Source organism: Peribacillus sp. FSL M8-0224 (assembly GCF_038003055.1).
Lineage (GTDB): Bacteria > Bacillota > Bacilli > Bacillales > DSM-1321 > Peribacillus > Peribacillus frigoritolerans.
The window spans coordinates 4,610,995-4,623,916 of sequence record NZ_JBBOOJ010000001.1 but is presented as its reverse complement, the minus strand read 5'-3'; the positions used below and the strand labels follow the sequence as shown (position 1 = coordinate 4,623,916).

At 40.7% G+C, this 12,922-nt stretch carries 13 protein-coding genes; 9 read left to right on the top strand and 4 right to left on the bottom strand.

Annotated features, from left to right (window positions below; translation table 11 throughout):
- Positions 1 to 45: 45 nt before the first annotated feature.
- Positions 46 to 681: a FusB/FusC family EF-G-binding protein gene (locus MKX49_RS22410; protein WP_034310600.1), complete on the bottom strand. Its 636-nt coding sequence runs from the start codon at positions 679 to 681 to the stop codon at positions 46 to 48.
- A 143-nt stretch (positions 682 to 824) separates the two neighbouring features.
- On the bottom strand, positions 825 to 1,088 hold the full coding sequence (locus MKX49_RS22405; protein ID WP_034310602.1) for a CD3324 family protein: 264 nt from the start codon (positions 1,086 to 1,088) through the stop codon (positions 825 to 827).
- Between the two features lie 358 nt (positions 1,089 to 1,446).
- On the opposite strand from MKX49_RS22405, the gene MKX49_RS22400 reads away from it, so the two are divergent.
- Entirely contained in the window at positions 1,447 to 2,091 is a 645-nt protein-coding gene (locus MKX49_RS22400; protein ID WP_340877851.1) for an SDR family oxidoreductase, read from the top strand.
- A gap of 42 nt (positions 2,092 to 2,133) precedes the next feature.
- Here the strand turns inward: MKX49_RS22400 and MKX49_RS22395 are convergent, their stop codons facing one another.
- Complete coding sequence (locus MKX49_RS22395; RefSeq protein ID WP_340877850.1) at positions 2,134 to 2,700, bottom strand: sugar O-acetyltransferase; 567 nt, start codon at positions 2,698 to 2,700, stop codon at positions 2,134 to 2,136.
- Positions 2,701 to 3,059: 359 nt separating this feature from the next.
- On the opposite strand from MKX49_RS22395, the gene brnQ reads away from it, so the two are divergent.
- The 5 genes from brnQ to MKX49_RS22370 all read left to right on the top strand — a co-directional run bounded on the left by brnQ (position 3,060) and on the right by MKX49_RS22370 (position 8,835).
- Positions 3,060 to 4,391: a branched-chain amino acid transport system II carrier protein gene (brnQ, locus tag MKX49_RS22390; protein ID WP_230178467.1), complete on the top strand. Its 1,332-nt coding sequence runs from the start codon at positions 3,060 to 3,062 to the stop codon at positions 4,389 to 4,391.
- An 802-nt stretch (positions 4,392 to 5,193) separates the two neighbouring features.
- Entirely contained in the window at positions 5,194 to 6,060 is an 867-nt protein-coding gene (locus tag MKX49_RS22385; RefSeq protein ID WP_289351195.1) for an ATP-binding protein, read from the top strand.
- Positions 6,061 to 6,075: 15 nt separating this feature from the next.
- On the top strand, positions 6,076 to 7,992 hold the full coding sequence (locus MKX49_RS22380) for a vWA domain-containing protein (RefSeq protein ID WP_340877848.1): 1,917 nt from the start codon (positions 6,076 to 6,078) through the stop codon (positions 7,990 to 7,992).
- A 152-nt stretch (positions 7,993 to 8,144) separates the two neighbouring features.
- Positions 8,145 to 8,516 (top strand): hypothetical protein, encoded by a 372-nt coding sequence (locus MKX49_RS22375; protein WP_340877847.1) that lies wholly within the window; start codon positions 8,145 to 8,147, stop codon positions 8,514 to 8,516.
- Complete coding sequence (locus tag MKX49_RS22370; RefSeq protein WP_340877846.1) at positions 8,506 to 8,835, top strand: hypothetical protein; 330 nt, start codon at positions 8,506 to 8,508, stop codon at positions 8,833 to 8,835. The genes MKX49_RS22375 and MKX49_RS22370 overlap by 11 nt, the downstream gene beginning before the upstream one ends.
- 49 nt (positions 8,836 to 8,884) lie before the next feature.
- Here MKX49_RS22370 and MKX49_RS22365 read toward each other — a convergent pair whose 3' ends face one another.
- Positions 8,885 to 9,004 carry a DUF4023 family protein gene (locus MKX49_RS22365; RefSeq protein WP_053536616.1) on the bottom strand — a complete coding sequence of 40 codons (120 nt, stop codon included), beginning with the start codon at positions 9,002 to 9,004 and terminating at the stop codon, positions 8,885 to 8,887.
- 1,111 nt (positions 9,005 to 10,115) lie between these two features.
- On the opposite strand from MKX49_RS22365, the gene MKX49_RS22360 reads away from it, so the two are divergent.
- The 3 genes from MKX49_RS22360 to MKX49_RS22350 all read left to right on the top strand — a co-directional run bounded on the left by MKX49_RS22360 (position 10,116) and on the right by MKX49_RS22350 (position 12,798).
- The gene (locus tag MKX49_RS22360) at positions 10,116 to 10,403 is read left to right on the top strand and encodes a hypothetical protein (RefSeq protein WP_323598594.1); all 288 of its coding nucleotides are present in this window, start codon (positions 10,116 to 10,118) and stop codon (positions 10,401 to 10,403) included.
- 427 nt (positions 10,404 to 10,830) lie between these two features.
- The gene (locus MKX49_RS22355; protein ID WP_340877845.1) at positions 10,831 to 12,204 is read left to right on the top strand and encodes a sensor histidine kinase; all 1,374 of its coding nucleotides are present in this window, start codon (positions 10,831 to 10,833) and stop codon (positions 12,202 to 12,204) included.
- A gap of 9 nt (positions 12,205 to 12,213) precedes the next feature.
- The gene (locus MKX49_RS22350) at positions 12,214 to 12,798 is read left to right on the top strand and encodes an ANTAR domain-containing response regulator (protein ID WP_048686321.1); all 585 of its coding nucleotides are present in this window, start codon (positions 12,214 to 12,216) and stop codon (positions 12,796 to 12,798) included.
- The last annotated feature ends 124 nt before the right edge of the window (positions 12,799 to 12,922 follow it).

Sequence of the window (12,922 nt, the reverse complement as noted above, 5' to 3'; positions counted from 1 at the left end):
AGGACAAAAAGCAATCCTTCTCCATTGAAGGATTGCTTTTCCGTTTTATTTCAGCCGTTCGATCAGGTCGGTCATTTTATCCAAAGTGGTTATGTTCTGGTTGCATTTCATGCTGTCCAGACAAATATAATTCCCTTTTTTAATGAATGTCCCTTGGACGGTTCCTTTTGTTTCAGACATGAACATCCCTACTTCTTCAAAGCGGCTGCATATGGCACAGATCCCTTTTTTGTTGGCAGGTTTAATGGTTCCATGCAATCCGGTGAGTTTATGATGATGGGGGGCAATGATGAATTTCTTTCCGGATCCGACATCATCCCATCCCAGGTATGAAATCTCTCTCAAATCGATGTTTTCCAGCAAAGGGGTTTTTAATTTCTTTGCTTTAGGAAATAGTTTTTTTATCGTTTTTTCGGTTACTTCTTTAAATGGGATCACAAAGGGCTTCACCTGTAAGAGAAAGGCTTCGGCTTGTGCGGGATCTTTGATGGTATCCACTGGGTCCAGCAGTTGTTTTTGCTCTTCGCTCAAGTCACTGAATAAGCTTAGTACCCTTTCTTTGGCGACTGTTTTCAGGGTGTTGATCACATCCTTATCGTTGGCAGTCGCGTGTCCATTTATGAGAATTTGTGTTTGGGATTTTATGAAGTTATACTGCTCGCTCCTGATAAAAGGTTCCATTTTCTTCACTCCTGTTTCTGCAAGTGTACCGTTTCTCTTTACTTTACATAAATTGCATTTGCTTTAAAAGGGGGAAAACGACTAAGAAACATACTCGGCATACAAATAGCACTGATATCATTATCAGTGCTACCCGTGTAATCCTATTTAGAATAAACGATTTTCTTGATGGTTTCCGCGGAGAGAAAATGTTCCTCGGCTAATTGATGGATGGAATGCCCGTCTTTGAATGCGTATTTTATAGAGGCATTTCGGTCATCGATCAATTCCCGTGATCCCGAACGGGTTCCCCATTTGTGATGGGCTTTTTCGGGTTTAGGGATATATATGGTTTCACCTTGCACATACTTTTGAATTTCAACGATCAGCTTTTCAGGTAAAACGGCCGTCGCTTTTACATACTTCATTTCTGCCAGCCCCTTATTCTTTATTAAGAATGAAATAAGGTGCAAAGCCGAATATTAGAAATGATAAGGCGGGCGATTAAATTTAGCTTAATTCAACCCCATGCAAAGTATCGCCTCCAATACTAGGCTTTGCATGAGACGCTGCAGAAGGTGGCATTAACATTCGTATTGCCATCTTTACACCTCCCCTTTGTGTTTCTGAAGAACACGTGTTGTTCTTATTATAAAATAGATTAGGGTGGTTGCCAAACTTTTTCCAATGTTAAAGCTGAATCGGCGGGCTGATTGTTTGATAATGTTCTGAGTCCATGAAATAATTTGGAGGGAAACCAAACTAACCATTATGGGAGCTGACTTTATGAAAGTATTCGTAGTTGGGGCAAATGGGCAGATCGGTAAACATCTTGTAGATTTATTAAAAGACAGCCCGGATCATAGTGTACGGGCGATGGTTCGCAAAGAAGAACAAAGTGAGCATTTAAAGAAAAATGGAATTGAATCCGCAGTCGTCAGTTTAACTGGATCAGTGGATGAGATTGCGAATGGGGCAAAAGGCTGCGATGCCATCGTGTTCACAGCAGGGTCCGGAGGTAGCACCGGTGCTGATCAAACGCTGTTGATTGATCTGGATGGTGCAGTCAAAACGATTGAAGCGGCAGAAAACCTGGGAATCGACCGATTCATCATGGTGAGTGCTTTTCAGGCCAATAATCGTGAAAACTGGAATGAAGCCATCAAACCGTATTATGTAGCCAAGCACTATGCGGATAGGGCATTGTTACAAAGCGATTTAAATTATACGATCATTCGGCCCGGCGGTCTGGTTAATGAACCGGGAACGGGCAAAGTGACCGCCGCCGAGGAATTGGAAAGAGGCTCGATTGCCCGTGAAGATGTGGCTCGAACGATTCTTGCTTCATTGACCGATGAAAATACCTATAAGCGTTCATTTGATTTAATCTCTGGCGATACTGCAATCGCGGAAGCCTTGAGGAAAATTTAACGTAAAACAGGGGCAGAGCCACTCAGGGGGAGTGGACTCTGCTTATTTAATTCCTTCGATATGCTTGATGACCTTCGCTGGGTTTCCACCGACAACAACGCCTTCAGGAACATCCTTTGTTACGACGGCCCCTGAGGCAACGACGGAATGACTCCCTATTGTAACGCCAGGATTGATGATGGCCCTTCCGCCAATCCATACATGATCACCTATCGTAACCGGTTTTCCGTATTCCACTCCAGAACTGCGTTCAAAGGGATCCAGCGGATGTGTAGCTGTATAGATATGCACTCCGGGAGCCAACATGCAGTCCCTGCCAATTTTCACTTCACAAACATCCAAAATGACACAATCAAAATTAGCATAAAAGTTTTCCCCGACAGAAATATTGTATCCATAGTCACAACGGAAGGTGGGTTCAATATATACATTTAGTCCAGTGGAACCTAAAAGCCGTTTCAGCAGTGCAGTCCGTTTATCTCCTTCGCTTTCCGTTGTCTGATTGTATAACCGGGTCAACCTTCTGGCATTTTCCCTATCTCTGATTAATTCCGGATCAGCGGCGATGTAAGGTTTCCCGCTCACCATCTTTTCTTTTTCAGTATTCATGTGTGCGCCTCCTGTTTCTTTTTTTATATAGTTTGGAAAAAATATCTGAATATTAAAACACTTTTCCTGCAAAATAAATTGCAGTACTTTTTACTCAACTTTTCTGTTGAATCTAAATGCCTCTTTAGTTTTCTTAAAAAGAAGTAAGAAAAGAAAGATTTTTCCGAATAATGAATGAAATAGCTTTGACAAACGTTCCGCCGGATTTTATAGTAAGAAGAGTTATGGATGATTCATAGTTTCATGAAGGTCCATTTTAACAGATAAGTAGAATGGTTCGAAGTTATGTCATTTTTTTCGGAAATTGTGGACAACTTTTTCCTTCGTTAAGATAATCACAAAACAATGGAGGGCTCTATATGTCACAGAAAGCACCGCTGTCTTTTGTCATTGTAACAGGATTAATGCTTTTTGCTTTATTTTTTGGTGCAGGAAACTTAATTTTCCCTGCCATGCTCGGTCAATCCGCGGGGACCAATTTATGGTCGGCAAGTTTAGGGTTCATCATTACTGGTGTTGGACTGCCATTCATTACAATATTGGCCTTTGGTTTTTCAGGCAAAAATGATGTTCAATCGCTTGCAAGCAGGGCACACCCGTTATTCGGCATCATTTTCACAGTCGTTCTTTATTTATCTTTGGGACCGCTGTTCGCGCTTCCCAGAACGGGGAGTGTATCCTACGAAATAGGGATTAAACCTTTCCTATCTAATGATGTCGGTTTTTTACCATTGCTGATATTCACGATCATATACTTTGGGATTGCCTGTTTATTATCCATCAATCCATCAAAAATGCTCGATATCGTCGGAAAAATATTAACACCTTTATTATTGATTTTCATCGGGATCCTCATTGTGGTCGCAATTATTAACCCAATGGGTGAAATCCAATCACCAGCGGCAGATTATTCAGATAATTCTTTCTTCAAGGGATTTAAAGAAGGATATTTGACCATGGATACGCTGGCCGGATTTGCATTTGGGATCATCGTCATCAATGCGATCAAAGATAGAGGGATAACATCAAGAAAAGAAGTGTTGGGCTTCTGTCTGAAAGCCGGCTTAATAGCTGCCACCTTGTTGGTGATCGTTTATGCGTCTATAACTTATGTAGGTGCAACAAGTGTGGAAAAACTCGGTCAACTGGGTAATGGCGGAGACGTTTTGGCTCAAGCCTCGAACCACTTTTTCGGACCGGCTGGTGCCGTGTTGTTAGGGTTGATTGTAATCGCTGCATGCTTGACGACAAGCATCGGTTTGATAACGGCTTGTGCTACGTATTTCAATAAAATACTGCCTGCCGTATCGTATAAATCATATGTCGTCATCTTCTCCGTTTTCAGTGCGGCCGTTGCCAATGTAGGTTTGACCAAGCTGATTTCCATTACAGTGCCTGTGTTAACGGCGCTTTATCCCGTTGCGATCGTTTTGATTGTTCTTACGTTCTTCCATTCCTTATTCAAAGGGAAATCGGAGGTATATTTAGGAAGCTTATTATTAACGGCCATCATCAGCATAATGGATGGAATAGTGGCATCAGGCATTAAACTGGATGCCGTTTCGGACCTTTTCACTCAATACCTTCCACTATATAGTGTAGGGGTGGGCTGGGTGATTCCTGCCATCATCGGCGGTGTATTGGGCTATATGGTATACCTATTGAAAGGTGATCCCAAGGAAGCCTATTAAGGGATATCATTCTCTAACATAGAATCTTGAAAGGAGCTGTCTTGATGACAGCTCCTTAGTTTGTCTACAAAAGTGAGTTCGGAATGCTATCACCCGCCCCCTGTTTTGATGAGTCTTGGCATCGGCGGAAAGGGAGCGGATTTCAGAAATCAAGCTGGAACGTCTTTTACATAAAAAGCTGCAGCGATCTAGTTCTATATGGTTTTTTATTGTTTTATGAACTCTCATTGGATTGAAGAAATTTGCGACACTCCTGCCGAATATCTGGCTAGCCAAGACCCCACAGCCGCTTGCGGTGAGGAGGCTTGGCAGACAGTCGGCGGAAAGGGAGCGGATTTCAGAAATCAAGCTGGAACGTCTTTTACATAAAAAGCTGCAGCGATCTAGTTCTATATGGTTTTTTATTGTTTTATGAACTCTTATTGGATTGAAGAAATTTGCGACACTCCTGCCGAATATCTGGCTAGCCAAGACCCCACAGCCGCTTGCGGTGAGGAGGCTTGGCAGACAGTCGGCGGAAAGGGAGCGGATTTCAGAAATCAAGCTGGAACGTCTTTTACCTAAAAAGCTGCAGCGAACTAGTTCTATATGGTTTTTTATTGTTTTATGAACTCTTATTGGATTGAAGAAATTGGCATCGGAGTAAGAGAGCGGATTTCAGAATGAAAAACTGCAGGGGAGACTCGCTTTATTCCGAGTTTATCTACAGTCGGGGAGCTGTCTTGATGACAGCTCCTTTTCTTAGTGTTTGTTTTTAATGGGAAAGAGCCTTAAAATGTTCAGAAAGGGGTGTAGGAACATAATGATCAATCGATTACCAACAGAAATAGCAAATATATTACAAACAAGCAAAAAGAATCCTGCTCAATTTGAGGAATTGATCAGGAGCGGCGGATATCTGCCTCCCGAGATGGAATTGATGGTGGATGCCATCACGGCCTTGAGCATGGGGAAGAATATCCTTTTGAAGGGGCCGACAGGGGCTGGAAAGACAAAGTTTGCCGAGACTTTATCGAACTTATTCAACCAGCCGATGTTCAGCGTCAACTGCTCAGTCGACTTGGATGCCGAAAGCTTATTGGGCTTCAAGACGCTGGCTTACAAAGAGGAAAAACAAGTGATAGAATTCGTACCTGGACCAGTGACCAATTCGATGAATCACGGTCACTTCTTATATATAGATGAAATCAACATGGCAAAACCGGAAACTCTGCCGCTTATCAATGGTGTGCTTGATTACAGAAGGACGATTACGAATCCGTTCACGAATGAAGTCATAAAGGCAAAAGAAGGCTTTAATGTGATTGCTGCAATCAACGAAGGGTATGTTGGGACAGTGCCGTTGAACGAAGCGCTAAAAAATAGGTTTGTCGTCATTGAAGTTCCATATATCGAAGGGGAGCAGTTAAAACAATTGATAGAAACCAATACAAAGCTGAAGGATCCAAGAAGTATTGATTTGTTCGTTAAACTGTCGAGTGATTTGATAAATGCCGTGAATCAAGGGAAGGTGGCTGAAGATGCGGCGTCGATCAGGGCTTTGCTTGATGCTTGCGATCTGAGTGTGTTGATCCCGCCGAAACGGGCGATTCTTCGTTCCATTGTGGATAAGTTGGACGAGGAACGGGAGCGTGAGTTCGTGAAGAACTTGGCTGACACATTATTCTAACTAGGAGAATGCCTCATGAAGTATATCCGGTTCAATGATTCAATAATAGATACGGCACTTTTTTTACAGCTTCAGGATCTCTCGACTGTTTTATCCGGCATTCCTGAGCTGGAATTCGAATACAATTATGGCTCCTTCATTGATCTGATCGAGAATAAGGTCACTGCCAGCCACTTTTGGGAAAATGGCAATAAGGAAGTGAAGGAAGCAGGGCTGAAAACGGACGTGCTTCTTAGAACGATAGGCACGCTGCATCATACAACAATCCAGAGCATGAAGGAGTACCAGGACAGCATCGGGGAAAGTTCGCTTCCGAAGTTTGCAGCCCAATTATTCGCTTTGCTGGAAGATTTGCGATTGGAAGAATTGGTGAAGAAAGAAAGACCAGGCACGAAGAAATGGTTTTCGGTAAGGGGGGCTTACCTTAAACAATATTTCGAAAGCCAATTGGCGACGAATGTCACCAGAAGTTTTGCACTGGATGAATTATATTGCCTCATATATTTACTGCTTCAATCTGACAGGCCGGATCCGATTTTTCCTAGAGCCAATGAAAGGCAGCTGGAAGAACTGGAGAAACTCAAACCGTTCATCCATGCGGTCTTTGATGCCACTAAAACCAGTGATATCACGAGAATTTGCGAGCAAATCGTTTTCCGTGTGAACGATGGCTACGAAGATACGATGAATGAATATTTCATTTTCCCCATTGCAAGTGTGGAAAAGTATAAAGCAAATACCTTATTTGATGAACTGACTAGAAATGATGAACTGTTGAACGATGATACAGGTGATGCAGACGAAGAAAAAAGTGAGTTCATTGATGAAAAATTCTCGACTTGGCATCGGGAGAACAAGAACAGCGAAAGTAATTCGACGTTTCTCCAATTTGAATTGGAGCAGGGAACGAAAACAAGCCTGATGGGCGGAGGTGCCCGGGAAGCGGAAGATGCCGACCAAGCACTGGCTTCGATCCAGGGTTCATCAGGGGAAAGTCAACAAAAGGAATACAATCAGCAAGAAACGTTGGAGAAGAAACAAACCAATATGGGCAAAAGCGGTGAACATCCATTTGGTGAAGAAAATAAAGACGTCGTTCAGGTAATCAAAGAAGCCAAAGTACCAACACTTACGGAAGAGAAACGCTACCGAGAGTTTGTTGCGGATATCGAACCGTTCAAGAGGAAACTCTCCAGTACCATTGAAAAGACGCTGGAAAATAAAAAGAACGCACCAAGAAAAGATTTGGTTTTTGGCCGTTTATCAAAGAAATTACTCCCGCTTGTATTTGAAGAAAATCCAAGGGTCTTTTATAAAAAGAACCAGGATTCTAATGAAATGGATGCCGTATTCACATTGCTTATCGATTGCTCGGCTTCCATGCATAACAAAATGGATGAAACGAAACGAGGGGTCGTCCTGTTTCATGAAGTGCTGAAGAAGTTAAGGATCCCCCACTCGATCGTGGGTTTCTGGGAAGATGCCAATGAAGTGAGGGAAGGATATCAGCCAAACTACTTCCATGTGATCCAGTCCCATTCCGATTCTCTTTATCTAAACTCAGGAGCTAAAATCATGCAGCTTGAGCCAGAGGAAGACAACCGCGATGGATACAGTATCAGGGTTGCCACAATGGAATTGGAAAAAAGGCGCGAAAAAAACCGTTTCTTGCTCGTATTTTCCGATGGTGAGCCGGCGGCAAGCGATTATGATCAAAATGGCATTGTCGATACACACCTTGCTGTTTCGGAAGCCAGGAAAAAGGGCATCGAAGTCATCGGCCTGTTTTTAGCGGATGGAGGCATCGATGAGAGTGAAGAGATGACGATGAAAAACATCTATGGCAAAGAACGCCTGATGATTCCGAGTGTAGCTGAATTGCCAGAGCAATTTACACCGCTGTTAAAAAAATTGCTGCTGAAATCCATTTAAGAAATATATAGATAAAAAGGCAGTAGGATTCAAGTTTTGGATCTTACTGTTTTTTTTGGCTTTGTCAACTATTGGTGGAAACTTAAAATGAACGTCGAATGGGATTTCTTTTGTCGTGATTGGGGTAAACCATAGATGAGGAAGTGATCATTTTGATGAATGTACTTTTTATGCTGCTTTATTTTATAATCATTGTTCTTGTAATTGAAATATCGGTAACCTTGATGAAATTGACTGGATTAAAAAGCACAGTGGCAAGATTTCAGGTTATTTCCATGCTGACGGGCACTGGTTTTACAACTGACGAGTCAAAATCCATTATCGATCATCCCGTTCGAAGGAAAATAAGCATGTTCTTAATTTTATTTGGTGCATTCTCGCTTGCTGTCATCATTTCATCGATCAGTACATTGCTTACAGATGATCTGCGTTTGATGGAGTTAAGCATCATTATTGGAATCCTGCTGGTTTTAACCTTTTTGGTGAAGGTTCCATTCCTGAATAATAGATTCGATGAAAAGTGAAATGTACAATCATTATGAATTATGGGAACACCCGATAGAAGAGGTCTTATTTTTAGAAGATGAAGACGTGGTCATGGAAATCGATATTTATGAGGACTCGGAGTACATCGATGTCAAAGCCTTTGATGTCATTTCACATGGAGCCGACATCAATATTTTATTTATTGAAAGCGGAGAGGTGAAAATCAGAAAAGAGCTATACGAGTATAAAATCAAATTAGGGGATAATCTCTTTTTATATGGAAATAAAAAAGAGATAGAAGAAACATTCTCAAAAGAAATCGAAGAGATGAAGAAGAAGAAAAGTGCCTCGGACTGAAAAGATCCCAGCCTATATTAAGGCTGGGATCTTTTGAGGATTGTCTTCATTAATGTTTTTTATTCGGTAATTTCTGAGCGGGATTCCCATTACCTTGACGGCGCATATTGCCTTGTTCCTTTTTTTGCTGCTCTTGAATGCTTTCAACAAACTCCTTTGAACTTTTCATGGAATGTACCTCCTCCGTTATTTTCTTTTTTACTATAACCAGAAGAGGTGGAATTCATGAGTATGGAAGAAATGTTGACTTTCTAAATAGGATAGATGGTAATGTGTGGAATTAAAATGTTTTTTATGAAATGAAACCACCCCGACCTACTAGCATAGCACCAAACGAGACTTCTCTAAACCCTTCATTAATAGCCTTCAAAAATTTCTGATAAGTTAAACCCGGCTAATTAAACCAACAACGATACTTTTATATAAAAAGTCCTTCCATTTATTAATAAACAAGCTTTTGCTAAAACGCCAGTTACGTGTCTCAAATTTGGGAATTTGAATTTCAAAGATGAAACTCCATGATGCGATTCAGATGATTTAATTGAATTATTAAAAACCACGTACGTTTTAGATTAGGAGGGATTATATAAAAAAATTATTAGCAGTTTTAGTTGGTTTTTTAATATGCTTAACGATTATTCCATCATTTATATTTGCTGCTGAAAATGAAGGGGAAAATGCATTAGATTATTCGACCGAGGATTTATTTGGAACTTTTGATTATAATATTATTGAATCGCCAATATTATTCACCGAAGAACCTAAAGTTGAATACAGAGAGTTAATGCAACCAACAAACGGTAAACTATCGTCTCGATCTAGTATAGGATGGAAGGATCATACAAAAGTTTCAAGCTGGACAGAAAAGAGTAAAGTGTCTTTACGTTGGCATCCAGCTTTTTCCGGTAAAAACTACAATATAAGTTATTATAATTTTTCTAATTCAAGTACCTCGATTTCTGTAGCTTTAGGAGGGGCATATGGGAGTGTTTCAGTTTCATATAGTCCTAAAGGTTCCGGGTACTCAATTAAAGCGAACCCGAAAAAATGGAGTAGACCTGCGATCTATGGAGATTTAATCGCTACCAAATATCGGGTAAAATCATATACAGGCGCTGGAAAACTAATAAGCACAACTTATGTAACGTACTATCATACAACAAAAACTTATATAAAAATTTTGTATTAGGATAAAGGGTTGATATAAAATTTTCAAAAAATCATCTTTATTTTTTCTAGTTGGCATATTATTAGTTGTTTGTTTTGTTAGCAGTGATAAATTGGGATTATTCGAAGATGTACCACCTTCAATTGTTTGGGAAGGACAATCTTATAGAATTACTGATGAATCTGTTGAAATTCAAGATATAGGAAATGATGCAGGGGAAGTTATTCGAAAAATAAGTAGCAATAAGACTCCTGATAACCATGGAGAATCTAATGTTTTAGAAAAGGGAACAAAAATCTTCGAATCTAAAATACAATTTGAGGATGAAAATTATAAGGAATTAGTCATTCAAATAAATAATAAAGAGTATATAAAAGCGTACCCAATGTTAGGAATTTAATACAAGGAAAAAATGTTCTCTTTTTTTTAAAGTGGACATTTTTTCCTTGCTCATCTTTTTACAAATATTTCTAAAGAGCTACATTTAATAGCCTTCTTCCGCTATTGTTGTATCTCATTAAATGCTAATCTATTCACAACTATTCCAATTTGTCCTATCTTCTGAAGTACAGCAAATATTTCTCAGCTGAAGAATGAGAAAGCCCCTCCTGCTGCAAGCCTGTAGATATACAGTCAGGGGGGTGCTGATGTATTGGTGTTTGTTCCACAAGTGAGTTGAAAAGAATAAGGGTCAATCGTTTTAAATAACGCTATCTAATGTTAGAATACATTACATTAGAATATTTTGAATATTGACAAAAATAGGGTCGATATCTATAATAATCAATAATAATATCCATGAATAAACGTTTATTGGGGTTTTGCCTATGGAACGGACAATGACCGTCCGGGATTTATGTGCGTTGCATACTCAGTTAGTGGACAGTGATATTCAAATTCTTGAAAACCTATCAACGAATTTACCGTTGATAGCCGATTTGAATAAAGCGAATGTGTTTATTGATTGTCCGGTGCGTGAAGGGAAGCATGCCATTGTCGTTGCAGAGGCATGCGGACATTCCGTGAAATCGGTTTACGATCATCCGGTTGTCGGGAAATTTGCTTATGAGGCATTCGAACCGGCCGTATTTTATGTATTGCGCACCGGAAAGGACATGTTCGTGAATCGGGCATTGACTCAAGAGGGAGCGATGGTCCAGCAAAGTGTCGTTCCAATCAAGGGGGAATGCAATCGGGTCATCGCCGTTTTGATCATGGAAAAGGTGATTCATGAAGAACCTGTATCTTTCAATCAGTTTGATAGGCAAGATCAACAAAATTCCTTAGTTCCTGAATTTATCGAAGAGTCCATTTTCCTGATTAATAACCAAAACCGACTTGTTTATACGAATCCTGCTGCCATTAATTTAGTATCGGAAATATGTTTGACGGAATGTGTTTTAGGTGAATCGATATTCGATTACTTTCCTGGCTTTGCGGATGTTCTTGCTTCAAAAGAGGACATTTTGATGAAGGAAATGAACATTGGTAAAAAGATTATCCAACTAAAGAAGTTCCATTTGGGCAACAAGAATTCCAATGAAACGTTCATCATCATCCGGGACCTGACTGAACTGCGGGATAAAGAGAGGGAGCTGATCAGCAAGTCAGTAGCGATTCGTGAAATTCATCATAGGGTGAAGAATAATTTGCAGACAGTGGCCAGTTTGCTTCGGCTGCAAATGAGGTTAGGAGCCCCTGAAGAAAGCAAGCCCCATTTATTGGTCAGTTTGAACCGGGTTTTAAGCATATCGTCGGTTTATGAAATCATTTTGGCAAGCAGTCAGGTCGATCATGTGGATTTGCTGGAGCTTATTAGAAAAATAGGCGATATGATCGTTCATACGGAGGGGCAAGCCCGACAATGCCTAAGAATTGAATATAGTGGTGAGCTTCATTCGATTGATTCCGACATTGGCATTTCGGTCGCGCTGGTGGTGAATGAGCTCATTCATAATTGTGTGAAACATGCTTTCAAGGAAGGGACGGAAGGGAACATAACCGTATGCTTGCAAAAGGATGGTCCTGAATTGGAACTTCAAGTAAGAGATGATGGCATCGGATATTCACCTGCAGTGAAACCTTCTTTGGGGCTGGATATCATCCGCATGACGGTGGAAAATGATTTGGATGGGGAATTTTCGATTCAGCGGATTAAAGAAGGTACCCTGGCTTCTGTAAGATTTCCATACAAGAGGTAGGTGGGAGAAGTGGTCAAGAGGATTTTGGTCGTGGAGGATGAATCGATTGTTCTGCTTGATATAACGATCATGCTCAAGGATGCAGGATTCGATGTGGTTGGACATGCCCGTAATGGGGAGAAGGCGATTGAATTGGCACATGCACTGCAGCCGGATCTCGTTTTGATGGATATCAAAATGCCGAAAATGAATGGGCTTAAGGCTAGCGATGTGATATCCAATACCTTTCAGATTCCTGTCCTGCTTTTAACTGCATTCAGCCAGCGTGAATATATCGACGAGGCGAAGCGAGCGAACATCGTCGGATATCTTGTAAAGCCAATTACGGAGGCCAATCTGATTCCGGCAGTGGAGATAGCTTTGCTGCAAGCAGCCAATACAAAGAAGTATCAGGAACGAAATGCTCAATTGGATGAAACGCTCACAAATCGCAAAGTCATTGAAAAGGCAAAAGGAATCATCATGAAAAGGAAGAATGTTACCGAAGAAATCGCTTACAATAAGCTGAGAAGGCTTAGTATGGATAAGCAGCTTTCCATGGAGACGGTGGCACGTCGAATCATTGCAAATGATCAAAAACAAGTAAATAGATGAAGCAATGGCGCTTTGATGGACCAAATTGGTTGTAGGCAGGCATTTCTGCCGAAAAACCTAAGTTTGGGCTATAAGAGGCGTCTTTTTTTATACCCTTTTTTTAAGTCGATAGGCCAAATCAAAT